24 protein-coding genes are annotated in these 22,443 nt (G+C 64.6%); 11 read left to right on the top strand and 13 right to left on the bottom strand.

The window, feature by feature from the left end:
- Positions 1-50 precede the first annotated feature (50 nt).
- Positions 51-1,025, top strand: coding sequence for a quinone oxidoreductase family protein (locus BM374_RS06935; protein WP_092290405.1), 975 nt, complete (start codon positions 51-53; stop codon positions 1,023-1,025).
- Between the two features lie 160 nt (positions 1,026-1,185).
- Here the strand turns inward: BM374_RS06935 and BM374_RS06930 are convergent, their stop codons facing one another.
- Complete coding sequence (locus BM374_RS06930) at positions 1,186-2,376, bottom strand: acetylornithine transaminase (RefSeq protein WP_092290403.1); 1,191 nt, start codon at positions 2,374-2,376, stop codon at positions 1,186-1,188.
- 435 nt (positions 2,377-2,811) lie between these two features.
- Between BM374_RS06930 and BM374_RS06925 the strand changes: the two genes are divergently transcribed.
- Positions 2,812-3,753, top strand: coding sequence for a hypothetical protein (locus BM374_RS06925; RefSeq protein WP_092290401.1), 942 nt, complete (start codon positions 2,812-2,814; stop codon positions 3,751-3,753).
- A 99-nt stretch (positions 3,754-3,852) separates the two neighbouring features.
- Here BM374_RS06925 and rimO read toward each other — a convergent pair whose 3' ends face one another.
- Entirely contained in the window at positions 3,853-5,178 is a 1,326-nt protein-coding gene (gene rimO, locus BM374_RS06920; RefSeq protein ID WP_092290399.1) for a 30S ribosomal protein S12 methylthiotransferase RimO, read from the bottom strand.
- Positions 5,179-5,289: 111 nt separating this feature from the next.
- Between rimO and BM374_RS06915 the strand changes: the two genes are divergently transcribed.
- Positions 5,290-5,880, top strand: a complete 591-nt coding sequence (locus BM374_RS06915; protein ID WP_092290397.1) for an ANTAR domain-containing response regulator — start codon at positions 5,290-5,292, stop codon at positions 5,878-5,880.
- Positions 5,877-7,040, top strand: coding sequence for a CmpA/NrtA family ABC transporter substrate-binding protein (locus BM374_RS06910; protein ID WP_092290395.1), 1,164 nt, complete (start codon positions 5,877-5,879; stop codon positions 7,038-7,040). The genes BM374_RS06915 and BM374_RS06910 overlap by 4 nt, the downstream gene beginning before the upstream one ends.
- A 6-nt stretch (positions 7,041-7,046) precedes the next feature.
- Here the strand turns inward: BM374_RS06910 and BM374_RS37790 are convergent, their stop codons facing one another.
- Complete coding sequence (locus BM374_RS37790) at positions 7,047-7,337, bottom strand: hypothetical protein (RefSeq protein WP_143270155.1); 291 nt, start codon at positions 7,335-7,337, stop codon at positions 7,047-7,049.
- A 53-nt stretch (positions 7,338-7,390) separates the two neighbouring features.
- On the opposite strand from BM374_RS37790, the gene BM374_RS06905 reads away from it, so the two are divergent.
- The 4 genes from BM374_RS06905 (at position 7,391) to BM374_RS38450 (ending at position 12,073) form a co-directional block, all read left to right on the top strand.
- The gene (locus BM374_RS06905; protein WP_092290393.1) at positions 7,391-8,221 is read left to right on the top strand and encodes a formate/nitrite transporter family protein; all 831 of its coding nucleotides are present in this window, start codon (positions 7,391-7,393) and stop codon (positions 8,219-8,221) included.
- A gap of 13 nt (positions 8,222-8,234) precedes the next feature.
- Positions 8,235-10,031: a NirA family protein gene (locus tag BM374_RS06900; RefSeq protein WP_092290391.1), complete on the top strand. Its 1,797-nt coding sequence runs from the start codon at positions 8,235-8,237 to the stop codon at positions 10,029-10,031.
- Complete coding sequence (locus BM374_RS06895; RefSeq protein ID WP_092290389.1) at positions 10,028-11,641, top strand: sulfite reductase subunit alpha; 1,614 nt, start codon at positions 10,028-10,030, stop codon at positions 11,639-11,641. Before BM374_RS06900 ends, BM374_RS06895 begins: the two co-directional genes overlap by 4 nt.
- Before the next feature lie 258 nt (positions 11,642-11,899).
- Entirely contained in the window at positions 11,900-12,073 is a 174-nt protein-coding gene (locus BM374_RS38450; protein ID WP_092290387.1) for a hypothetical protein, read from the top strand.
- On the opposite strand, the gene BM374_RS06885 is transcribed toward BM374_RS38450, so the two are convergent.
- Genes BM374_RS06885 through pxpB form a run of 3 tightly spaced genes read right to left on the bottom strand, consistent with a single transcriptional unit; the run spans position 12,074 to position 14,639 of the window.
- Positions 12,074-12,844: a LamB/YcsF family protein gene (locus BM374_RS06885; RefSeq protein WP_092290385.1), complete on the bottom strand. Its 771-nt coding sequence runs from the start codon at positions 12,842-12,844 to the stop codon at positions 12,074-12,076.
- 29 nt (positions 12,845-12,873) lie between these two features.
- Complete coding sequence (locus BM374_RS06880) at positions 12,874-13,911, bottom strand: 5-oxoprolinase subunit C family protein (protein ID WP_092290383.1); 1,038 nt, start codon at positions 13,909-13,911, stop codon at positions 12,874-12,876.
- On the bottom strand, positions 13,908-14,639 hold the full coding sequence (pxpB, locus tag BM374_RS06875; protein WP_092290381.1) for a 5-oxoprolinase subunit PxpB: 732 nt from the start codon (positions 14,637-14,639) through the stop codon (positions 13,908-13,910). Before pxpB ends, BM374_RS06880 begins: the two co-directional genes overlap by 4 nt.
- Before the next feature lie 248 nt (positions 14,640-14,887).
- Here pxpB and BM374_RS06870 point away from each other — a divergent pair, with 248 nt between their 5' ends.
- Both BM374_RS06870 and BM374_RS06865 read left to right on the top strand, forming a co-directional pair.
- Positions 14,888-15,586 (top strand): ribonuclease activity regulator RraA, encoded by a 699-nt coding sequence (locus tag BM374_RS06870; RefSeq protein ID WP_036012452.1) that lies wholly within the window; start codon positions 14,888-14,890, stop codon positions 15,584-15,586.
- Positions 15,587-15,604: 18 nt separating this feature from the next.
- Complete coding sequence (locus BM374_RS06865) at positions 15,605-16,009, top strand: (R)-mandelonitrile lyase (protein WP_092290379.1); 405 nt, start codon at positions 15,605-15,607, stop codon at positions 16,007-16,009.
- A gap of 10 nt (positions 16,010-16,019) precedes the next feature.
- On the opposite strand, the gene BM374_RS06860 is transcribed toward BM374_RS06865, so the two are convergent.
- The 4 genes from BM374_RS06860 to BM374_RS06845 all read right to left on the bottom strand — a co-directional run bounded on the left by BM374_RS06860 (position 16,020) and on the right by BM374_RS06845 (position 18,898).
- Complete coding sequence (locus BM374_RS06860; protein WP_092290377.1) at positions 16,020-16,376, bottom strand: hypothetical protein; 357 nt, start codon at positions 16,374-16,376, stop codon at positions 16,020-16,022.
- A gap of 176 nt (positions 16,377-16,552) precedes the next feature.
- On the bottom strand, positions 16,553-17,437 hold the full coding sequence (locus BM374_RS06855; RefSeq protein ID WP_092291812.1) for a DUF2147 domain-containing protein: 885 nt from the start codon (positions 17,435-17,437) through the stop codon (positions 16,553-16,555).
- Positions 17,438-17,613: 176 nt separating this feature from the next.
- Positions 17,614-18,105: a hypothetical protein gene (locus tag BM374_RS06850; RefSeq protein WP_092291811.1), complete on the bottom strand. Its 492-nt coding sequence runs from the start codon at positions 18,103-18,105 to the stop codon at positions 17,614-17,616.
- 10 nt (positions 18,106-18,115) lie between these two features.
- Positions 18,116-18,898, bottom strand: a complete 783-nt coding sequence (locus BM374_RS06845) for a transporter substrate-binding domain-containing protein (RefSeq protein WP_092290375.1) — start codon at positions 18,896-18,898, stop codon at positions 18,116-18,118.
- 114 nt (positions 18,899-19,012) lie between these two features.
- On the opposite strand from BM374_RS06845, the gene BM374_RS06840 reads away from it, so the two are divergent.
- Positions 19,013-19,510, top strand: coding sequence for a DUF1993 domain-containing protein (locus BM374_RS06840; protein ID WP_092290374.1), 498 nt, complete (start codon positions 19,013-19,015; stop codon positions 19,508-19,510).
- Between the two features lie 170 nt (positions 19,511-19,680).
- Here BM374_RS06840 and BM374_RS38445 read toward each other — a convergent pair whose 3' ends face one another.
- From BM374_RS38445 to BM374_RS06825, 3 genes are all read right to left on the bottom strand, one after another.
- The gene (locus tag BM374_RS38445; protein WP_177248157.1) at positions 19,681-20,148 is read right to left on the bottom strand and encodes a hypothetical protein; all 468 of its coding nucleotides are present in this window, start codon (positions 20,146-20,148) and stop codon (positions 19,681-19,683) included.
- Positions 20,149-20,312: 164 nt separating this feature from the next.
- Positions 20,313-21,302, bottom strand: a complete 990-nt coding sequence (locus BM374_RS06830) for a hydroxyacid dehydrogenase (protein ID WP_092290372.1) — start codon at positions 21,300-21,302, stop codon at positions 20,313-20,315.
- 35 nt (positions 21,303-21,337) lie between these two features.
- Positions 21,338-22,438, bottom strand: a complete 1,101-nt coding sequence (locus tag BM374_RS06825) for an ABC transporter ATP-binding protein (protein WP_092290370.1) — start codon at positions 22,436-22,438, stop codon at positions 21,338-21,340.
- Positions 22,439-22,443: the final 5 nt, after the last annotated feature.

Raw genomic sequence — 22,443 nt, 5'->3', positions numbered from 1 at the left:
AGGCAGTCGCGATTGTCTTCGCTCAGCCTTGAAGAAGAGGAGGTCAGGTGATGACCAAAGCCGTCCGTGTCCACAAGGTCGGAGGCCCCGATGCCCTGGTCTATGAGAGCGTCGAGGTCCCGGCGCCCGGCCCCGGCGAGGTGCGCGTCCGCCAGCATGCGGTCGGCCTGAACTTCATCGACGTCTACTATCGCACCGGTCTCTACAAGGCGCCGGGGCTGCCTTTCATTGCCGGCAACGAGGCCTCGGGCGAGGTCGTTGCCGTCGGGCCGGGCGTGACGCATTTCCACCCCGGCGACCGCGTTGCCTATTACCAAAATCTCGGCGCCTACACCGGCGAGCGCAACATCCCCTGGGAGAAGCTGGTCAAGCTGCCCGACCACATCACGTACGAGCAGGGTGCCGTGCTGATGCTCAAGGGCCTGACCGTCTGGTATCTCCTGCACAAGACCTTCAAGGTCGAGCCGCATCATCGCGTGCTGATCCATGCCGCCGCCGGCGGTATCGGCCTGCTCGCCTGCCAATGGGCGAGGGCGTTAGGGGCGCATGTGATCGGCACGGTCGGCTCGCGCGAGAAGGCCGAGCTTGCCGAAGCCAATGGCTGCGATCACGTCATCCTCTACAACGAGGAGGACTTCGTCGCGCGCGTGAAGCAGATCAGCCGCAACGAGGGGTGCGACGTGGTCTATGACGGCGTCGGCAAGGCCACTTTCCCCGGTTCGCTGTCATGCCTGAAGCCGCGCGGCATGTTCGTGTCGTTCGGCAATGCCTCGGGCCCGGTGCCGCCGTTCTCGATCGCCGAGCTGAACAATCACGGCTCGCTGTTTGCGACGCGGCCGAAGCTCAACGACTACATCGGCACGCGCAAGGAGTTGCTGGAAGGCGCCGACACGCTGTTCTCGGCCGTCATCAACGGCAAGCTGCACGTTCCGATCAACCACGCTTATGCGCTGAAGGATGCCGCGAAAGCGCATATCGATCTCGAGAGCCGCAAGACGACGGGTGCGTCGATCTTGAAGCCGTAGGTCGTCCGTCATCGTCCGCTCTCGTGTCCCGGACAAGCTGCAACGCGCTAGTTGCAGTGCAAAGCCGGGACCCAGCGGCGACGATGATTGTGAGAGATGGGCCCGGCTCTGCAGCGCACCGCCGAAGGGGCGCTGCGCTGCGTCCGGGGCACGGCACCGCTTAAGCCACGCGCCGTGCCGCGCCGGCCTTGGCCAAAATCCCATCCAGGCAGTCGATCATCTCCGAGATCTCTGCCTTCGCGACGTTCAGCGCGGGCATGAAGCGCAGGGCGTCGAGCTGCGGTGCGTTCAGCAGCACGCCGGACTCGAACGCCTGCGCGACGATGGCGGGCGCGATCGGCAGCTTGAGATCGAGAGCCAGCAGCAGCCCGCGTCCGCGCACGCCGCCGAGCCCGTGCCGCGCCGAGACCTTCTGCAACTCGCTTTCGAGCAGCAGGCCGGTCTCGATGACCTGCTTCAGGAATGCGGGCTTGCTGACCTCCTCGAGCACCGCAAGCCCTGCCGCGCACATGACCGGATTGCCGTTGAACGTGCCGCCCTGGTCGCCGTGCTCGAAGCAGGAGGCGCGTTCGGTCGCGAGCAGAGCCGCGAGCGGCACGCCGCCGCCGATGCCCTTGCCGAGCGTCATGATATCAGGGGCGATGCCGGCGTGCTCATAGTGGAAGAGTTTTCCGGTCCGGCCCATGCCGGTCTGGATCTCGTCGAAGATGAGCAGCAGGCCGTGCGCCTCCGTGAGCGCGCGCAACTGCTGCAGGAACGTATCGCTAGCCGGCCACACGCCTGACTCACCCTGGATCGGCTCGAGCATGACAGCGACAGTGTTGTCGTTGATCAGCTTTTCGACCGAGGCGATGTCGTTGAGCTTGGCCTTCTTGAAGCCGGATACTTTCGGCTCGAACAGCGGCTCGAACGCCTTCTTGCCCGAGGCCGACATCGTCGCCAGCGTCCTGCCGTGGAAGCCGCCTTCGAACGTAATGATCTCGAACGCGCCGCCTTTGTGCAGGCTGCCATATTTGCGCGCGAGCTTGATCGCGCCCTCATTGGCTTCGGCACCCGAATTGGCAAAGAACACCTGGTCGAAGGCGCTGTTCTCGACCAGCGCCTTCGCGAGCTTGAGGCTCGGCTCGTTGTAGAAGGCCGGGCTCGGCGTCAGCAGCCGCTTGGCCTGCGAAGCGAGTGCGTCCGCCACCGCTGGCGGCGAATGGCCGAGGCAGTTGACGGCCCAGCCCTGCACGAAGTCGAGATAGCGCTTGCGGTTGTCGTCCCAGAGGTAGGAGCCGGCGCCGCGGACGAACACGGTCTTGGGCCGTGCGGTGATGTCCATCAGCGCGTCATACGGATGCGTCGTCATGTCGAACTCCTCTGGAGACGGGTGAAAAAGGGGCGCAAAAAGCAGAAAGGCCGCACCTTGCGGGTGCGGCCTTCTCGAGAACTTCAGCTGAATTCAGTGGTTCAGCGGCGTCGTCGGACATGGCGCACCCTCTCATCGTCGCGGCAGCGACGACGGAGCATTGCGGTGCGCAGGTTGGTCCGGGCGTTGATCATGGGGCGCGTCCGTACAGCCGAAGGGCGGGGCTTGTCAAGCGGGTGTTTTGGGCAACACCCGCCGAGCGTGCATTGCTCAGGCGGAATGAGCCGCTTCTTCTGCGTCCTCAAGTCATTTGTTTGCTGCGCAGAAACCAACACGCCTCTAGCGCGTTTGTGATCGGTGGACGTGAATTGGTTCGAACCGGAGGCCAGCAGGGGCAGACCAAAAGGGGCGGGACCATCAAGATAGTTTTCAGCCTTGTCCGACACGCCATACCCGATCGACCTCGACAGCATCCGCGGCGCGTTTCCGCCGGGCATCGAGGCGCCGCCTTTGCTGCTGGATTTCGCCGGCTGGCTGAACGGACGCCCCTGGGGCAGCGTCGGCTGCTTCTCGCTGCAGGGCCAGTTTTCAGACCAGGCCCCGATCTTCGACGGGGGTCCCTTGCGCGACCGCTTCGCGCTGTTCATGCGCCTGCCTGATGGTTCGGCCATCGGCGGCTGGTACCGCGCCGGTCTCGACCGCGACGATCCGCCGATCGTGGGGTTGGGCTCGGAGGGTGATTATGAGCTGCTTGCGCCGTCCCTCGACGCGCTGCTGGCAAAACTGACTTCACAGCAATTCGACGAGGCCTGGCACGATCTGCGACCGCACGAGGAGGTCGAGCCCCAGACGGGCGAGCTCGCGCAGTGGCTTGCGCGGCGGCCGATCGGGGAGGCTGCTGCCTGCGAGGACGGTACATCCGAGCTGCCCGATTTCCGCGGCTTCGTCGAAAAGTGGAGCCGGGACCGCGAGGAATACTGGGCCAATCATCGCCTGATGGCCGAGCTCGGCTGGCGGCTCGCCGCGCATCTGCCGAAGGGCAAGCAGCCCTGGGACAAGACGCATTTCGAGGTCGCGATATCAGGCAAGCAATACGAAGCGCGCGTGCTGTCGGACGGCCCGCGGCCGTTCGAGGAAGCCGCCTCGATCGAATCCCTGCTGCGCGACCTGCGCGAGGAGATGCGCCGCGCGCAGCCCGAACTGGGTCTTTGGTACGTCATGAAGTTCGGCCTCTACGCCGATGGCCGCGTCATGCCGAATTTCGAATACGACGTGCGCCCGACCATCGACGGCGCGCCCGCGCTGCTCTCCGAAGCCAAGGCCGATCTCGCCCGCGCGCCTCGCCCGGAGCGCTGGGTGCCAAAATGGCTGGTGTGACTCCATCCACAGCGTCATTGCGAGCGTAGCGAAGCAATCCAGTCTGTCTCCGCGGAGGGACTCTGGATTGCTTCGCTACGCTCGCAATGACGGAGAACCTCAAAAACCCGCGACGCTACCGTGCAGATCGTATTGATCCGCGCGGTCGATCTTGGCGGTGACGATCTCGCCGACGCGCAAGGGACGGCGGCTCGTCAGATACACCGCGCCGTCGATCTCCGGCGCATCCGCCTTGGAGCGGCCCTTGGCCACCGTCGGCCCGATCTCGTCGATGATGATCTGCTGGCGGGTGCCGACCTTGCGCTTCAGCCGGCGCGCCGAGATCTTCTGCTGGCGCGCCATCAGCGCGTTGTAGCGCTCCTGCTTGATCTCTTCGGGCACGGGATTGCCGATTGCATTCGACGTCGCGCCCGCAACCGGTTCGTATTTGAAGCAGCCGAGGCGATCGATCTCGGCTTCATCGAGCCAGTCGAGCAGATAAGCGAAGTCGGAATCGGTCTCGCCGGGGAATCCGACGATGAAGGTCGAGCGCAGCGCAAGATCAGGACATTCCTCGCGCCAGCGCTTGATGCGCGCCAGCGTCTTGTCCTGGGCGGCCGGGCGCTTCATTGCCTTCAGCACCTCGGGGCTCGCATGCTGGAACGGGATGTCGAGATAGGGCAGCACCTTGCCTTCGTTCATCAGCGCGATGACCTCGTCGACATGCGGGTAGGGGTAGACATATTGCAGCCGCACCCAGGCGCCGAGCTCGCCGAGTTCGCGCGCGAGATCCAAAAACTTCGCGCGGACCTGACGGTCCTTCCACGGGCTCTCGGCATATTTGAGATCGACGCCGTAGGCCGAAGTGTCCTGCGAAATGACAAGCAACTCCTTGACGCCGGCGCCGACCAGCCGCTCGGCCTCGCGCAGCACGTCATTGGCCGGACGCGAGACCAGGTCGCCGCGCAGCTTCGGGATGATGCAGAAGGTGCAGCGGTTGTTGCAGCCTTCGGAGATCTTCAAGTAAGCGTAGTGCCGCGGCGTCAGCTTGATGCCCTGCGGGGGCACCAGGTCGAGATGCGGATTATGCGCCGGCGGCAGCGCGCGATGCACGGCATCGAGCACGCTTTCATATTGCTGCGGGCCCGTAATCGAGAGCACGCCGGGATAGGCCTGCTCGATCTGCTCGGGTTCCGCGCCCATGCAGCCCGTCACGATCACCTTGCCGTTCTCGGCCATGGCATCGCCGATCGCCGAGAGCGACTCCTGCTTGGCGCTGTCGAGGAAGCCGCAGGTGTTGACGATGACGATGTCGGCCCCGTCATGCTTGCGGGCGAGTTCATACCCCTCAGCACGCAGACGCGTGATGATGCGCTCGGAATCCACCAATGCCTTGGGACACCCGAGTGACACGAAGCTGACCTTGGGCGCAGCCGTCTGATCCATATCCAAATCTGCCTGATTGACCGGCCTCAGCTAGTCCCAATTGCCCATAATTACAACCCTTTGCAGGGCGTTCCGGCGTGCTATGGATGAATCACCTGCCGCGAGTGAGCCATGAGCGCCGACCAGTCGCCCAAAATTGTGATTGTCGATGAAAGCCCTGTGAGGGCTGCGATCCTCGAAGAGGGGTTGCGGGAGGCTGGATTCACCGAGGTCGTTCATATCCGCGAGATGCAGAGCCTTTTGGCCCGTATTTATGCGGTGGATCCCGATATCATCCTGATCGATCTGGAAAACCCGAGCCGCGACGTGCTGGAGGCGATGTTCCAGGTCAGCCGCGCCGTGAAGCGGCCGATTGCCATGTTCGTCGATCAGAGCGATTCAGCCTCGATCCAGGCCTCGGTCGAGGCGGGCGTGTCTGCCTACATCGTCGACGGGCTGAAGAAGGAGCGCATCAAGCCGATCCTCGACCTCTGCGTGTCGCGCTTCAACGCCTTCGCCAAATTGCAGGAGGAACTGGAGCGGACCAAGTCGCAGCTCGAGGATCGCAAGATCATCGAGAAGGCCAAGGGCATCCTGATGAAGGTCAAGGGTCTCACCGAGGACGAGGCCTATGTGCTGCTGCGCTCCACCGCCATGCGCGAGAAGAAGAAAATCGGCGAGATCGCCCAATCGATCATCACCGCGTCGGAGATGCTGAAATGACCGGTCCCCTCCGCATCGGATTCATTCCGCTGGTCGATGCCGCCGCCTTGATCGTCGCCGTCGACAAGGGCTTTGCCGCGGCCGAAGGGCTCGAAGTCGAGCTGGTACGCGAGGTCTCCTGGTCCAACGTTCGCGACAAGCTCAATATCGGCTTGTTCGACGCTGCCCATCTGCTAGCGCCGGTGGCGATCGCGTCCTCACTCGGCCTCGGCCACGTCAAGGTGCCGATCGCAGCGCCCTTCAATCTCGGCATCAATGGCAATGCGATCACGGTCTCGCCGGCGCTCCACGCGGCGCTGATGGAAGAGATCGATGGCGACCGCTTCGATCCGCTTGCCACGGCAAGAGCGCTGGCGAAGGTCGTTGCCAGCAGGCGCAAGCTAGGTGCCGAACCACTGACCTTTGGCATGACGTTTCCGTTCTCGACCCACAATTACCAGTTGCGGTTCTGGATGGCTGCGGCCGGCGTCGATCCCGACGAGGACGTCCGTCTGGTGGTGCTGCCGCCCCCCTACATGGTGGACAGCCTCAGAAGCGGCCATGTCGATGCCTTCTGCGTCGGCGCTCCCTGGAACTCGATTGCGGTCGATCTCGGCGTCGGCCACATCCTGCATTTCGTTTCCGACATCCTGGCGCGCGCGGCCGAGAAGGTGCTGGCGGTCCGCCAGGTCTGGGCCGACAAGAATCCGGACGTGGTCGCTGCGCTGGTCCGCGCGGCGGTCAAGGCGGCCGAGTTTATCGAGAGCCCGGAGAACCTGAGCGAGGCGGCGCAGATCCTGGCGCAGCCCGAGCGGCTTGGTGTCGATGCCGAGGTGATCCAACGCTCGCTCACCGGGCGACTGAAGATCTCACCCGAGGGCACGGTGCGCGAGAGCGGCCGCTATCTCTTGGTCGGACGCGAAGGAGCGGGGCGCCCGGACCCGGTCCAGGCCGCCTGGCTTTGCGCGCAGATGGTGCGCTGGGGACAGACAGCGCTGAGCACAGAGGCCCTCAAGACCGCGATGGCCGTGTTCCGGCCGGACCTCTACGACGCTGCCCTCGGACATAGCGGAGAGGGGCAGGCCAGTGCCCCAGTCGGTGCCTTTGCCGGACCGGCTTTTGATCCCCAGGACATCGCTGGCTATCTGACCTCATTCGCGGTCAGCCGGCGGGCTCCCTAGACCTGCCTAAAGATTGATCAGATCGATTCGCGGCTTAATTTTTAAGCCATTGCTGCCCGAAGCAGCATGAACTTTGATCCATTTCATGCAGCGCACAAAGACATAAATCACTGATTTTACTTGATTTTGCGGTTTATGCTGCGTTGGCACACTCCTTGAATAGAGAGATCCATGCCGCCCGGCGTGGGCGCCGGCGGCTCCAAGTCCATGGTGGATTTCCGCAGCAACGAGGCTGATCGGATCGCTCCGGGCTCCGGCGAGGTGCTTATGCGCCTGCAACCGGCTCCCCGCGATCATTGTCCGTTTCACCCGTTGACGCCGCCTTTCGCGCGGCAAGCTGGAGCTTCGATATGGATTACGCGAAACCCTCCGATGTTGTGGCTTCGATGGTCGATGCCAGCCTGAAAAAGCTGGCGCTGGCCCCGCGCGACATCATGATCCGCGGCGCGATATCAGGCGCGCTCCTGGGCGCGGCCACGACGCTCGCCCTGACCGGCGCGGTCACGACAGGACAGCCCATCGTCGGCGCGCTGATCTTTCCGGTCAGCCTCGTGATGATCGTGCTGCTCGGCCTTGAGCTCGTGACCGGAAGCTTCGCCATCGTGCCGCTCGCGCGTCTCGAAGGCAAGGCGAGCTGGAATGCGGTCATCGCCAACTGGTCCTGGGTCTTCGTCGCCAATTTGCTCGGCAGCATCGCCGTCGGCGCGCTGATCGCGATCTCGCTCACCAACATGGGCAAGCTCGAGGTCACCGGAGTCGCTGCGAAGATCGTCGCGGTGGCCGAAGCCAAGACTATCGCCAATGCGGCAATCGGCACCGCCGGCATGGTCTCAGTGTTCGTCAAGGCGATCCTGTGCAACTGGCTGGTCTGTCTCGGCGTGGTCATGGCGATGACCTCGACCTCCACGGTCGGCAAGATCGCGGCGACCTGGCTGCCGATCTTCCTGTTCTTCGCGCTCGGCTACGAGCATGCCGTCGTCAACATGTTCGTGATCCCGACCGGGATGATGCTCGGCGCCAAGGTCAGCGTTTCCGACTGGTGGCTGTGGAATCAGATCCCCGTGACCTTGGGCAATCTCGTCGGCGGCTTCGTCTTCACCGGCCTCGCGCTCTACACGACGTACAAGCCCGCAAAGCCGGTCGCCGAAGTGGCGCAGGTTGCAGTCCAGGCAGCAGAGTAGGTCCATTCAGTCCATGAAACTCGATACAGCACCCACGGCCGATTTCTCCGACGAGCAGAAGCGCTATCTCGAAGGCTTCATGTCCGGCATGCAGGTCGGGCGTGTCGGTCGCGCCTTCGCAGCCGGCGGCGCGCCTGCTGCGGGCGCTCCTGCGGAACCATCAGGCCCGGACGCGGCTGCGATCAAGGCGCAAGACAAGCTCATTGCGGCGGGCAAGAAACTCGCCGACCAGGAGAAGTTCAAGCGCGAGATGCATCCGTTCGATTCCTATGAGCGGTTGAAGGACCAGGCGCGGAACAACGCCAATCCGACGCCGGCGGACAATTTCCGCTGGCGCTATTACGGCATCTTCTGGGTGGCGCCGGCGCAGACCTCCTACATGGCGCGCCTGCGTATTCCCAACGGCATCCTGAAGCACTGGCAGATGTCGGGTCTAGCCGACATCGCGGAAAGCTGTGGTGGCGGCTACACCCATGTCACCACGCGCGCCAACTTTCAGATCCGTGAGATCGAGCCGAAGAACGCGGTCAAGCTGATCGAGGGCGTCCAGGACATAGGCCTCTGCTCGCGCGGCGCCGGTGCCGACAACATCCGCAACGTCACGGGCACGCCGACCGCCGGCATCGATCCGCAGGAGCTGATCGATACGCGTCCCTACGCGCGCGAATGGCATTACCACATCCTCAACGACCGCTCGCTGTTCGGCCTGCCGCGCAAGTTCAACGTTGCCTTCGACGGCGCCGGCAAGATCGCGGCGCTGGAGGAGACCAACGATATCGCCTTCACCGCGGTCGAGGTGAAGGACGGTTTCGGCGTCGAGCCCGGTGTCTGGTTCAAGCTTGGCCTCGGCGGTATCACCGGGCACAAGGACTTTGCGAAGTACTCCGGCATCGTCGTTCGCCCCGAGGACGCGACCGCTGTTGCCGACGCCATCGTGCGCGTCTTCATCGAGCACGGCGACCGCACCAACCGCAACAAGGCGCGGCTGAAATACGTGCTCGACACCATGGGCCACGACGGCTTCCTCAAGCTGGTCGAAGAGCGCCTCAAGAAGCCGTTCGCGCGCGTGCCCGCCGAGGCGCTGGCGCCGCGGCCCTTGTCCGACCGCATGGCCCATATCGGCGTGCATAAGCAGAAACAGGCCGGCCTCAATTGGGTCGGCGTGGCGCTGCCGGTCGGCAAGCTCACCTGCGAGCAGATGCGCGGGTTAGCGAAGATCGCGCAGGATCTCGGCGACGGCGATATCCGTTTGACGGTCTGGCAGAACCTCCTGATCTCTGGTGTCCGCGACGAGAACGTCGCGCTCGTCACCGCTGCGGTCGAGAAGCTTGGCCTGGCGACGCAGGTCTCGAATGTTCGTGCCGGCCTGATCGCCTGCACAGGCAACGCCGGCTGCAAGTTCGCGGCCTCTGATACCAAGCGTCATGCCGGCGCGATCGGCGACTGGTGCGACGCGCGCGTCAATCTCGACACGCCGCTCAACATCCATCTGACCGGCTGCCATCACTCCTGCGCACAGCATTACATCTCCGACATCGGCCTGATCGCGGCCAAGGTGCCGGGCGCGAGCGAGGACGACCAGGTCGAGGGCTATCACCTCTTCACCGGCGGCGGCTTCGGTCCGGATGCCGATATCGGGCAGGAGGTGTTCCACGACGTGAAGGCCGAGGATGTGCCGAAGAGGGTGGAGGGCCTGCTCAAGGCCTATCTCGCCAACCGCGCCTCGCCTGAAGAGACGTTCCTGACCTTCTCCCGTCGCCATGACGGGGAAGCCCTGCGCAAACTCGCCGAAGCGGAAGTAGCAGCATGACCCAGATGACCGTGCCTCCCAAGATCGAGATCATTCCGGCCAATGCACCGTTCACCGAAGGCCAGCGGCTGTGGCTGAACGGGTTTCTCGTCGGCATGTTCGGTCTCGACGGCTCGACGCCGCTGTCGCCGGCGGAGAACGGCGCTGTTCTCGCGCCGCAAGGCGACGGCGACGATGGCGAGGCGCCCTGGCACGATCCGGCGATGCCAATCGCCGACCGCATGAAGCTCGCCGAGGGACGTCCGCTCCGCCGCCGCATGATGGCGGCGATGGCGCAGCAGGATTGCGGCCAGTGCGGCTACAATTGCGCCGACTATTCGGACTCGATCGCCAACAAGAGCGAAGCGCGCCTGAACCTCTGCGCCCCCGGCGGCAAGGAGACGGCGCGGATGCTCAAGCAGCTGTTCGAGGAGATCGACAAGGCGCCGGCCGCGAAGCCGGCGGCAGGGGCGGTTCCGGCCGCGAGCGCACCGGCTGCGCCAGAGGTGAAAGCCGAACTCGGCCGCGCCCGCGAAAATCCTGTCGAGGCCACCTTCCTGTCGCGGCGCCTCCTCAACAAGTCCGGCTCGGAGAAGGAGACCTATCACGTCGAGTTCGATCTCTCCGAGAGCAAGCTCGACTACGTCGTCGGCGACAGCTTTGGCGTGTTCGCGCGCAACGACCTTGGCCTCGTCGACCAGATCATCGCGCTGCTCGGCGCTTCCCACACCACCAAGGTCAACAACAAGACGCTGCGCGAGGCGCTGGTCGAGGACGTCTCGCTGTCGCCGGCACCCGACAAGCTGTTCGAGCTGCTCTCCTTCATCACCGGCGGCGCCCAGCGCGAAAAGGCGAGGGCGCTGGCACAGGGCGAGGATCCCGATGGCGATGCCGCAACGCTCGACGTGATGGCGGCGCTGCAGAAGTTTTCGGGCACGCGGCCGCATCCGGAAGCCTTCGTCGAAGCGCTGGACCCGCTGCAGCCGCGGCTTTACTCGATCTCTTCGTCGCACAATGCGACGCCCGGCAAGCTGTCGCTGACGGTTGATTCCGTCCGCTACGTCATCGGCAAGCGCAAGCGCCTCGGCGTCGCCTCGACCTTCCTCGGCGAGCGCATCAACGAGGGCGACAAGCTCAAGGTCTATGTGCAGAAGGCGCACGGTTTCGGCCTGCCGCAGGATCCGAAGACGCCGATCATCATGATCGGCCCCGGCACCGGCGTTGCGCCGTTCCGCGCTTTTCTGCTCGACCGCAAAGCAACCGGCGCGCAAGGCAAAAACTGGCTGTTCTTCGGCCATCAGCGCAGCGATTGCGATTTCTTCTATCGCGACGAGCTCAACGCGATGAAGACGTCGGGGCTTCTGACGCGCCTGTCGCTGGCCTGGTCGCGCGACGGCGAGAAGAAGTTCTACGTGCAGGACCGCATGCGCGAGCTCGGCCGCGAGGTCTGGACGTGGCTCGCCGAAGGCGCGCATCTCTACATCTGCGGCGATGCCAAGCGCATGGCCAAGGACGTCGAGCGCGCCCTGGTCGACATCGTCGCCCAGTTCGGCGCGCGTTCGACCGACGAGGCCGTCAGCTTCGTCGCCGACCTCAAGAAGAAAGGCCGCTTCCAGGCTGACGTCTACTAAGCCTCAGCGGGACCTCACTGAATCGCCGGCGCGGCGCAACGAGCCGGCGACGGCCTTCTACTGTGCATGGGGTTGTTTTCACGTTTCGGCTGTTTGCAGCTCGGCTCGGTTCCATCTGTTATGAATTCTAGCGAATAGAATTTTTGGAACCGGTCGGTCTGGAGAATTTTCTCCTGCGAAGTGGCGCAGAATGGCGCTTCCATCGCTATTTACGCGACGGTCTTACGGTCGTCGCGTCCGGTCGTTCATACTCGCCGCATGGTGCGTTGGAAATCGACCATCCGGGAATTGTCGGCGGAAGCCAGGCTTCATCTCTATGCGCGATCGCTCGCACGCAGGACCAGGGCGAGTGCGCATCACATCGGGATCTATGGTGCGTGTGCGCTGATCGCGATGCTCGTCTTCGGCACGCTGTCGGCGCACTCGTTCTGATCACGCCCCGCGCTTGAACGGCGCGACTTCGATGCCTGCATCCTTCAAGGCCTGACGCAAGGTCCGCGCGATCTCGACAGCGCCGTGCGTGTCACCATGGATGCACACCGTGTCGGTCCGCATCTTGATGGCCTTGCCGGTCACCGACACCACCGCGCCGTCCTGCACCATCCGCACCACGCGCTCGGCGATCGCCTTGGCATCGTGCAGCACCGCGCCCGGCTTCTTGCGCGAGACCAAATTGCCGTCGTCCTCATAGGCGCGGTCGGCGAACACCTCGTGCACCATCGGCAGGTTGGCCTCTTCGCCTGCTTTCACCAGTTTCGAATTGGCAAGCACGACGAAGATCAGGCTGGGGTCGACCGCCTTGATGCCGGCGGCGATCGCTTTCGCCGTCATGTCGTCCTCGCAGGCGACGTTGGAGAGCGCGCCATGCGCCTTCACATGCGTGACCTTGTGGCCGGCGGCCGTCGCGATCGCCTGCAGCGCGCCGATCTGGTAGGCGACGAGGTTCTCGATCTCGGACGCCTTCAACCCCGCGATCGGATGCCGGCCAAAGCCGTGCAGGTCGCGATATCCAGGATGCGCGCCGACCGACACGCCGCGTGCCTTGGCAAGCTCAACCGTCCGCCGCATGATATCAGGGTCGCCGGCATGGAAACCGCAGGCGACGTTGACCGAGCTTGCGAGCTCGATCATCGCGGCATCGTTGCCCATCTCCCAGGCGCCAAAACCTTCGCCGAGGTCGCAATTGAGATCGATCGTCTTCATGGTTGCTCTCCGCTCTTGGCCTTGTTGTCTTAAGGCTCCGCCGTGACCTGCCAGGTGCCGGCATCGATGGCATTCACCGCATGGCCCGCAACGTTGGCGTCGCTGAGCGCCTCGATGTTGAGCTCCACCGTATCGGCCGCGCGCAGGCGATCGGGCAAGCTCTTGATCAGCTGTGCGAACTTGCGCGCCTCGTCCTGCGCCTCGGCCATGGTGACGGCCTTGAAGCGGAAGGCCGTGCCCACTGAGGTCTGGGCGAGGCGGCCGACATCGGCCGTGATCACGGTCGCGATCTTGGGATAGCCGCCCGAGGTGCCGCGGTCCATCATCAGTGCGATCGGCGCGCCGTTGCCGGGCACCTGGATGCTGCCGTTGACGGTGCCGTCCGAGACGATGTTGTGGCCGTGCAGATGCTTGATCGCGGGACCTTCGAGCCTGTAGCCCATGCGATCGGAGGTTGCCGAGATCTTCCACTCGCTGCCCAGGAACAGCGCCTTGTTGGCGTCGTCGAACTCGTCGTCCTGCGGGCCCAGCACGACGCGGATCGGGCCGCTCACCGGGTTCGGCAGTTCGATGCGCAGTTCCGGCGCACCGCTCGCCGCATCGACCGTGAACTCGTCGCCGGCCTGCAGCGGGCGCGGATAGGGGCTGCCGAGACCGGCACGGGCATTGACCGCGAGGCTGCCGAACACCGGCTCGCCCTTGATCGCACCTTCGATCGCGAGATACGTGAACGCCCCGCCGCGGGCAAACCCCAGCGTCAGCGTCTCGCCGTCCTTCAGTGTGACGGACGTGTCCATGGCTACCGGTTTTCCGGCGATGTCGGCGTTGCGCGGCGCACCTGATATGGCGATGCGCACGGCGCCATCCCTGGCCGTGAACGTCGCGCCGAACGGGCCGATCTCGACAGCGGCTGCGAACGGATCGTTGCCGACCAGCGTGTTCGCGGCCGCGAGCGCCAGCCGGTCCATGGCGCCACTGACCGTCAGGCCATAGCGCTGCGCGCCGTGGCGTCCACCGTCCTGAACGGAGCTGGCCGGGCCGATGCTGGCGACGACGAGCCGGCTCATGCGTCGACCCGCTCGGCGATGATCTCGCCGGCTTCGGCGGCGCGGTCCATGTCCTCGAACGTTTTGGGGTCGATGGCAAAAAACGTCACGCGATCACCGGGTTCGGTGAGGAATGTCGGGTTACGGTGGAGCTGATAGGTTCGCACAGGCGTGCGGCCGAGCAGGTGCCAGCCGCTGGGCGCGGCGAGGCATTGGATACCCGCCTGAACGCCGCCGATCGAGATCGTGCCGGCGGGCGTCAGCAGCCGCGGCGACTCCCGCCGCGACATGTGCAGGGACTTGTCGAGGCCGCTGAGATAGGACCAGCCCGGCGTGAAGCCGATCATGGCGACACGGTAGTCGCCACCGGCGTGGCGGGCGATGATGTCGCCCGGCGTCGTGTTCAGCGCCTTGGCAACATCCTCGAGATCGATGCCGTGCTCGCCGCCATAGGCGACAGGAATGCGCCAGCGCCGCGCTTTCGTGGTTGGTGGCAGCTTCTGGCTTGAGATCGCAAGCAGCTTTTCGCCGAGTTCGTCAAAGCCGATCTTGCCGGGATCGTAGTGCACAAGCAGCGAGCGATAGGTCGGAATGGTCTCGGAGATGCCCTCGATTGACGCCGCTGCAAGCGCCTTGTCGAGCGCGAGCACGCGCTCGTTGGCGGCATCGTCGATGGTGCGGCTGAACTCGACCGTGACGGCGCTGTCGCCACTGGGCAGAAGGCGGGGCGGGGGGAGCGTCTCGGCCATGAGTTGTCGAAATCGGGCCTTTGGAAAAGCGCGGACGCGGCCTCAAGTTCCGCGTTACCCCTGCTTCGCGTAAATGCGCCCGCAAGTCCAATAAATTAATGCAAGGGCATCCGATAAAGCCTTGTTATCGTGTCGCATAATAGCCCGGCAGGGTCGCGTTCTTGTGGGTCTTTTGGCCCTTGACGCAAGGGCTGCGGCTCGCAAGATGCGCGCGTTCTTTTCTGCCCACCCGGAGCTCGTTCTCGTCCATGTCGCTGTCCCCCGAAGCCCGCAAGACCCTCGCCGGCATCACCACTGCCACCATCACCACGGTCCTGCTGAAGAAGGGCCTGCGCAATGTGTGGATGCGCGGCGCGCGCCCGTTGCGCCCGGGCCTGCCGCGCCTGGTGGGACCGGCCTTTACGCTTCGCTTCGTGCCGGCGCGCGAGGACCTGGCGACGCCGGAATCCTGGTCGTCGCCGATCTCGACCCGCACCGCGATCGAGGCGATGCCCGAGGGCTGCATCGCCGTGGTCGACGCCATGGGCATCACCGATGCCGGTATCTTCGGCGACATCCTCTGCGCCCGCATGGTCAAGCGTGGCGTCACCGCGCTCGTCACCGACGGCGTGGTACGCGACGTCGAGGGCGTGCTCGGCACCAATCTGCCGGTCTGGTGCGATGGCTACGCCGCGCCGCCGTCGGTTGCAGGCCTCACCTTCGTCGGCTGGGGCGAGCCGATCGGCTGCGGCGGCGTTGCGGTGTTTCCGAACGACATCGTGGTCGCCGACCAGGACGGCTGCGTGTTGATCCCGCAGGCCATGCTCGACCATGTCCTCAATGAAGGCGTCGAGCAGGAGCGGATGGAGGCCTGGATCGTCAACGAGGTGAACAACGGCGCCGTGCTGCCGGGCCTCTATCCCATGAACGCCGAAACCAAGGCGCGCTACGCCGCCAGCAAGAAGTAACAGGAAACGAGGATCCCTATGGACATCACGCTCGCAGGTGCGCGGCCGACCCGCCGTGCGCCCAAGGAACACTTCACCGGCACCGTGTTGCAGGACCCGATCAACATGGCGCCCGCGCCGGCGCGGCTGAACGTCTCGCGCGTCTCGTTCGAGCCCGGCGCCCGCACCAACTGGCACCACCATCCGCTCGGACAGACGCTCTACGTGATTTCGGGCGTCGGTCGCGTCCAGACCAAGGGCGGCCCGGTCAAGGAGATCCGTCCCGGCGATACCGTCTGGATTCCGCCGGGTGAAGTGCACTGGCACGGCGCCTCGCCTGGTAACAGCATGTGCCACATCGCCATGCAGGAAGCGCTCGATGGCGTTTTCTCGACCTGGCTAGAGCCGGTCACGGATGCGGAATACGGCGCACCGCTCGGTTAGCGGCGGCCGTTCATACCCGCTCCGCCGTCCACGTGCCCGAGCACATGGCGCCGCGCCATGTGCCGGATCCTGATGTGCCGCTGAGCCGGCCGAAGCCGACCGCGTGCTTCACGCCGCTGCCCAGGGTGACGTTGATGCTGCCGGCGTCGGCAACTTTGCCCGACGCCGTCACCGCCGCGCTGCTCGAGGCGATCTGACCGTTGTTGATGCCGATCGCGACGGTTGCGCCGTTGCCGCAGGTTTCGCTCGATGACGAGATGCGGACGTTCCAGGTGCCGTCGAAGGCGGAGCCCGCCGCATCCGCCTGCGTGAGCGGGAAGGCGATGGCGAAAATGGTGGCGAAGAGACTTCTGTGAAATCCGTTCATGACACGCCCCTTGCGTTGACCGTGCGGGGATCGTGTCATGGCCATGGAACCGGCGATGTGAGGGCTGTCACGCGCGCAAAGTTCTGTGTGAGCTGACGCACATCGCATCACCATCGCGAGCAAGGCAAAGGGCCCGGATCACGGGCCCCTTGTCGTTTCGCCACGTCGCGGTTGATCTAGTTCACCCGCGTCCAGGTCTGGCCGCCGCAGAACATGCCGCCGAAGGCACAGCCCTGCACGCGCAGGCGGTCCGTGCCCTTCAGCGAGATCGTCGAATCGTAGGTCGAGCCGGAGTTCGGATCGAGGATGCGGCCGGACCATTTCTGGTCCTTGCCGGGTTTCATGTTGATCAGGACCTGTTCGCCATTCTGGTTCGATTTGCTGTCGACCGAATAACCGCAGAGGTTCGTGCCGCACTGTTCGATGCGGACCTTGCCTTCCTTTTCCTCGGTGAGCCAGACCCCGAGCGGCGAACTGAGATCGCGCGCAGCCGCGGCGGCAGGTGCGGGCGGCGCGATGGCAGCGGCCTGAACCGGAGCGGGCGCGGGTGCAGGTGGTGGAGGCGGTGCCGGGGGCGCGACCGCGATGGTCGGAGACGGCGGCGCAGGAGGTGCGGGCGGTACTGCGGCCACCGTCGGCGCAGCGCTCGGAGCCGGTTGAGGCGGCGGCACCATCGCATCTTCAGCCGGTGCGGTGCTGGCGGCTGCCGCCGGAGGCGGAGCAGGTGGTGGCGGGGCCGGAGGCGGCACTGCTGCGGCCGGTGCCGGAGGCGTCTGTTGTGCTGCGGGGGGCGCGGCGACCGGAGCAGGGGCGGGCGCCGGTGCGGCCGGCGTCTGTGGATCGACCTTGGCTTGCTGCGGGACCTGTTGGTCCTGCTTGGTGTCGTTCTTCTTGGCTTTCTTGGCCTTGCCCTGGCCGGTGTTGTCGTAGACGCCGGGGATGGACACCGTGCCACGGTCGGGATCGATACGAATGGTACGCCCGCCATACTCGAACGTGTACTGCGCTTGCGCGGCGGTGCTCGCCAAAAGGAATGCGGCCGTGGCCAACAGCTTCCTCATTTCCATCTCCCGAACAGGTGGTCCCCGCACCGACGCTTACGCCCCGGTCCGATCGCGAAAAGTGATCTACATCACTGTCAACGGTATGAGTCGCCCTCTGGCGGTTTCGGGTTCAATAACGCCGAACTCGGTCCAGAGTTGGACATTGGGATGCGACGAGCCGCCGCGACCGGGAGCTATTTCTCCGGACAGCGCGAATCCGCGGCCTGCTCGGCGCGAGCCAGCGCAACGTCGTTGGCCTTGTCGGTGTGGATCTCGACCGCGCCGAACAGACAGGCCTTCTCGCCGTTGATCGCGAAGACTGAGAGCTCCTGGACTTCCCGCTCGTCGTCGCCGACCCGGCTCCAGGTGCGGATCACGGCGGCCTTCGGCACACCCGCGCGCATGATCCACTGGACCTTGTCGCCGAACACCTTGTCGGCGCCGCGCCATTGCGCCGTCGGCGCCTGCAGCTTCTCGATTGAACGCCTGGGCGCAATCGTCAGTGAGACGACGTTGCCCTCGTCGAAGAAGCGTACGACGTAGCCGGCCGGGCCGGGGCAGGTCCACGACCCAAAGAACTCCTTGGATTGGTCCTTGCACGCAGGACCTTTGGCCGGTGTGAACAGCGTCTGGGCGGATGCGGTGCCAGCCGCGGCCAGCGTAAGCGTGGCCACGACCGCGATCATCAGCCGCATGCTAGTCGAACCAGGCGGCGTAAATCTTCTTGTAGCTGCCGTCCTCCATGGAGATGTGCAGCCACTGATCGACGAAGGCCTTCAGCGCCACGTCGCGCTGGAGCCAATAGGCTTTCTCGGAGAAGTCGAACGGCTTGTCGGGATGAACCGCGCAAAGCACACCGGCATGTTGCTTCTGCTGGTAGCGGGTTTCGGAGGCATCCGTCATCATCAGGTCGGCGTTGCCCTTGGCGATCTGGTCGAAGATCTGTGTGTTGTCGGGGAAGACGGTGATGTCTGCGTCCTTGACGTTGGCGCGGGCAAAACGCTCATTGGTCCCGCCGGGATTAACGATGACGCGGGTGCCTTTCTTGTCGATGTCGGCGAGCGTCTGGTACTTGGCCGTGTCGGCGCAGCGCGCGATCGGCGTCTTGCCCTCGCGCATGATCGGGATCGAGAAGAAGCCCTTCTTCTGCCGATCGAGCGTGACAGAGACGCCGCCCATGGCGATGTCGAACTGGTCGGCCTCGAAATCCTTCATCAGCTTCGGCCAGGCCGTGGCTACGAATTCGACCTTGACGCCGAGCGCCTTGCCGAGCGCCTCCGCCATGTCGACGTCGAAGCCGGAGAACTGCTGCGTGGCCTTGTCCAGATAGGTGAAGGGCTTGTAGTCACCGGTCATGCCGACGCGCAACGTGCCGCGCTTGACGATCTCGTCGAGGCACGAGGGAGCCGGCTGTTGTGCGTAAGCCGAGAAGTTAGCCAGCAACATCGCGGCCAAAGCCGCCAAAATTCGAACAGTCATCTCTTTTCCACCCATGCCCAAGCTGTCATTGTGAGGCCCGCCAGACGTGGATTTAGACCAGATGCCGGTTTCTGGCGAGACGGAATTGAAGGGAATATTGGCGTGACGATTTCGATGTACGAGGCCTCGGTCGGCCTGTTCGTGCCTTACCTGCGCAACCTGTCCGTCCTCCTCGACAAGGGCGTTGCGTATGCCGAAACGCGCAAGTTCAATCCGGCTGTCTTGCTCGGGATGCGGCTGGCGCCGAACATGTACGATCTGGCGCAGCAGGTCGGCGAGGCTTGTCGCCACGCCACCGTCGCGCCGGCCTTGCTGGCGCAGTGCGAGCCGCTCGCGCTGCCGCCGCTGGAGCACGACATGGCCGGGCTTCAGGCGCGCATTGCGACGTCAATCGAATTCATCGAGAGCCTGCCGCGCGCCGAGATCGATGCGGCCGCGGAGCTGAAGGTCTTCTTCAAGCTGAAGAACGGGACCGAGCTGCCCTTCACCGGGCGGACGCTGCTGCTCACCAACAGCATCCCGCAATTCTTCTTTCACGTCACAACGGCCTACGACCTGTTGCGGCACGCCGGCGTCGAACTGGCGAAGAAGGATTTTTTGGGGAGGAAGTAAGGGCTTGGTGCTTACCTCTCCCCAGCGGGGAGAGGTCAGGTCGCGAAGCGATCCAGGTGAGGGGCCGCGGCACGCAGTGAGATGGTAACCCCTCACCCGGATCGCATCTTACGATGCGCTCCGACCTCTCCCTTCGGGAGAGGTGAACGGAGAGATCGGCGCAAATAGGCTTACGCTTCGCCCTTGCGCTCGTAATCGGCGAGCGAGCTGCGTCCGGCAATTTCGCTGCGTAGCAGCTCGAAGCGCCGATGTGCTTCATCCTCGTGTTCGTCAACGAAGCGCACGGCGGCCTCGCTCGTCATCGGGCCGCTGACCACGGGCGTGGACTGCTCGCCGATGGTTTCATGGACGTAGTATTGGCCGTCGTCACCGCGATGGACCGTCCATTTCAGGCGGATCGCCACCATCGGCCCCGGACCGACCTTGCTGTAGCCGTCGGCGTCGGTGTGCTCGGGCACGAGCGGCTGCTCCTCGACGACAGGATGCTCGTCGGAGGCTTGATGCTCGTCCGCGACCGCATAGTCATCGCCAGCCGCCGTTTCCGTCTCGGTGTCGCGGACGACGAGAACGGGCTCGGGGTGCTCCAAAATGCTGGCGATGGTCGCCAGCGCAGTGTCGGTCGGGTCGATCTCTGACAAGGTCCATCCTCCAGCTCGACGCGGCCGGCAAGTCTGTCCCACTGCCGCCGCGGCTGGGGACATTACGCGGGTTTGATTAAGGCTGAGTTGGGGCCCGATCTGCACCAAAATGGGACGCATTCTGGCCATCCGAAGGCGGTTCGATCGACCGCCTTCCGATCGAATTAGCCCAGCACGTCCTGATTGATGATGTTTTGCCTGATCGGATCGCCGTCGAGCACGCTCAGGATATTGCGTGCGGTCTGCTCGCTCATGCGGTTGACCGCCTCGACGGTGACGCCGGCGACATGCGGGGCCATGATGACGTTGGGCAGCGCGAACAGCGCGTTGCTGACCGGCGGCGGCTCGACCTCGAACACGTCGATGCCGGCGCCGGCAAGCTTGCCTGAGACAAGCGCGTTGTACAGCGCAGCCTCCTTCACGATACCGCCGCGCGCGGTGTTGATGAGATAGGACCTCGGCTTCATCCGGCCGATCCTGTCAGCGTCGAACAGGCCGATGGTCTCCGGCGTCTTCGGGCAATGGATGGTGACGAAATCGGCGTTTGGCAGCGCGGCGTCGAGGTCAGTCACCGGCTCGCAGCCGGCGGCCCTGATGTCGGCCGCAGGCTTGTAGGGATCGTAGACCTGCACGTTCATTTCCATCGCGAGGCACCGCTTGGCGGTGCGGGTGCCGATGCGGCCGAAGCCAATGATCAGCACGGTCTTGCCGTAGAGGTCGAAGGGAAGCATGCCGAGGCGCTCGGCCCATTTGCCGTCCTTGACGCAGGAGTGCATCTCATTGGCGCGCTTGGCCAGCGTCAGCATCATGAACAGCGCCTGCTCGGCCACCGAAGGCGAATTGGCGCTGCCCGCGACCATCAGCGGCACCTTGCGGCGGGACAGGGCGGGCACGTCGACGGCGTCGTAGCCGACGCCGATGCGGGTCACCACCTTCATGTCCCGGGCCGCCTCGAGCTCGGTCTCGCCGAAGGCGGTGGCACCGAGCGCGACGCCGTGGACCGGCGCATGGCTCTTCAGCAGGGCTTCAAAGTCCTTGGCGGAGATCAGGTTCGGAAACTCGACGAGCTCGATATCGTCCCGCTGGGAGAGGAGAGCGCGTGCCCCTTGCGACAAAGTTTGTGTAACGAAAATCTTCTTCTTATTGGTCGTCATCGCTCCCCGCCTGCATCGAGTTTGTTAGACCGGCGTCACAGCACGACGCCGGTCTCCTCGTTTAGCAGGTGCATATTGTTGAGGTCCATCGCCAAACGCATGGGTGCTCCGTCCTTGGCGCCGGCATTGGGATTGACGCGGCCGCACACCGGCGTGCCGTCGAGCCCGAAATAGACCAGCGTCTCCATTCCCATCGGCTCGGTGACGTCGAGCACGGTATCGAAGGTCTCGACACCGGGATCCAGATGCGCATGCGACTCGGTAAGATGCTCGGGGCGGATGCCGAGCAAGAGCTTGTCGCTGCGGGGCAACGCGTTGTAGCGGGCGGCGCGGGCCGGCGGCAGTGCGAATGCGATGCGGTCGGTCAGGCGTATCCGGAGCGTTCCGGCGGCATCCTCGAGCCGGCAGGGAATGAAGTTCATCGCGGGCGAGCCGATGAAGCCTGCGACGAAGCGCGTCGCCGGCTTGTGATAGAGCTCGTTCGGAGTGCCGATCTGCTCGATGCGACCCTTGTTCATGACCACGACGCGATCGGCCAGCGTCATCGCCTCGACCTGGTCGTGGGTGACGTAGACGGTCGTGGTGCGCACTTTCTGGTGCACCTTCTTGATCTCGATCCGCATCTGCACGCGCAGCTTGGCGTCGAGATTGGACAGCGGTTCGTCGAACAGGAAGACCTTCGGATTGCGCACGATGGCGCGTCCCATCGCGACGCGCTGGCGCTGACCGCCGGAGAGCTGCTTCGGCTTGCGGTCGATCAGGTCGGTGATGTCGAGCAGGCGAGCCGCTTCCGTCACGCGCGCCTTGATCTCGGCCTTGGGATAGTGCTTCAGCCGCAGCCCGAACGACATGTTCTCGGCGACCGTCATGTGCGGATAGAGCGCGTAGTTCTGGAATACCATCGCGATGTCGCGGTCCTTGGGCGGCACGTCGTTGACGACGTCGCCCCCGATCATGATGTCGCCGTCGCTGATGTCCTCGAGGCCCGCGATCATGCGCAGCGTGGTCGACTTGCCGCAGCCGGACGGACCGACCAGGACGATGAACTCATGGTCGGCGATATCAAGGTCGATGCCGCGCACGGCTTCGACATCGTCATAACGCTTGATCACCTTGCGCAGGGAAACGTCCGCCATTGAAC

Source organism: Bradyrhizobium sp. Ghvi (assembly GCF_900115265.1).
In the GTDB taxonomy this organism is placed as follows: Bacteria; Pseudomonadota; Alphaproteobacteria; order Rhizobiales; family Xanthobacteraceae; genus Bradyrhizobium.
This window is presented reverse-complemented; position numbering and strand designations above follow the sequence as displayed.

Bases quoted from the DNA above. Each gene is read 5' to 3' on its own strand.
- BM374_RS06935 (WP_092290405.1), top strand. From the start codon at position 51: ATGACCAAAGCCGTCCGTGTCCACAAGGTCGGAGGCCCCGATGCCCTG.
- BM374_RS06930 (WP_092290403.1), bottom strand. From the start codon at position 2,376: ATGACGACGCATCCGTATGACGCGCTGATGGACATCACCGCACGGCCC.
- rimO (WP_092290399.1), bottom strand. From the start codon at position 5,178: ATGGATCAGACGGCTGCGCCCAAGGTCAGCTTCGTGTCACTCGGGTGT.
- BM374_RS06915 (WP_092290397.1), top strand. From the start codon at position 5,290: ATGAGCGCCGACCAGTCGCCCAAAATTGTGATTGTCGATGAAAGCCCT.
- BM374_RS06910 (WP_092290395.1), top strand. From the start codon at position 5,877: ATGACCGGTCCCCTCCGCATCGGATTCATTCCGCTGGTCGATGCCGCC.
- BM374_RS37790 (WP_143270155.1), bottom strand. From the start codon at position 7,337: ATGATCGCGGGGAGCCGGTTGCAGGCGCATAAGCACCTCGCCGGAGCC.
- BM374_RS06905 (WP_092290393.1), top strand. From the start codon at position 7,391: ATGGATTACGCGAAACCCTCCGATGTTGTGGCTTCGATGGTCGATGCC.
- BM374_RS06900 (WP_092290391.1), top strand. From the start codon at position 8,235: ATGAAACTCGATACAGCACCCACGGCCGATTTCTCCGACGAGCAGAAG.
- BM374_RS06895 (WP_092290389.1), top strand. From the start codon at position 10,028: ATGACCCAGATGACCGTGCCTCCCAAGATCGAGATCATTCCGGCCAAT.
- BM374_RS38450 (WP_092290387.1), top strand. From the start codon at position 11,900: ATGGTGCGTTGGAAATCGACCATCCGGGAATTGTCGGCGGAAGCCAGG.
- BM374_RS06885 (WP_092290385.1), bottom strand. From the start codon at position 12,844: ATGAAGACGATCGATCTCAATTGCGACCTCGGCGAAGGTTTTGGCGCC.
- BM374_RS06880 (WP_092290383.1), bottom strand. From the start codon at position 13,911: ATGAGCCGGCTCGTCGTCGCCAGCATCGGCCCGGCCAGCTCCGTTCAG.
- pxpB (WP_092290381.1), bottom strand. From the start codon at position 14,639: ATGGCCGAGACGCTCCCCCCGCCCCGCCTTCTGCCCAGTGGCGACAGC.
- BM374_RS06870 (WP_036012452.1), top strand. From the start codon at position 14,888: ATGTCGCTGTCCCCCGAAGCCCGCAAGACCCTCGCCGGCATCACCACT.
- BM374_RS06865 (WP_092290379.1), top strand. From the start codon at position 15,605: ATGGACATCACGCTCGCAGGTGCGCGGCCGACCCGCCGTGCGCCCAAG.
- BM374_RS06860 (WP_092290377.1), bottom strand. From the start codon at position 16,376: ATGAACGGATTTCACAGAAGTCTCTTCGCCACCATTTTCGCCATCGCC.
- BM374_RS06855 (WP_092291812.1), bottom strand. From the start codon at position 17,437: ATGAGGAAGCTGTTGGCCACGGCCGCATTCCTTTTGGCGAGCACCGCC.
- BM374_RS06850 (WP_092291811.1), bottom strand. From the start codon at position 18,105: ATGATCGCGGTCGTGGCCACGCTTACGCTGGCCGCGGCTGGCACCGCA.
- BM374_RS06845 (WP_092290375.1), bottom strand. From the start codon at position 18,898: ATGACTGTTCGAATTTTGGCGGCTTTGGCCGCGATGTTGCTGGCTAAC.
- BM374_RS06840 (WP_092290374.1), top strand. From the start codon at position 19,013: ATGTACGAGGCCTCGGTCGGCCTGTTCGTGCCTTACCTGCGCAACCTG.
- BM374_RS06830 (WP_092290372.1), bottom strand. From the start codon at position 21,302: ATGACGACCAATAAGAAGAAGATTTTCGTTACACAAACTTTGTCGCAA.
- BM374_RS06825 (WP_092290370.1), bottom strand. From the start codon at position 22,438: ATGGCGGACGTTTCCCTGCGCAAGGTGATCAAGCGTTATGACGATGTC.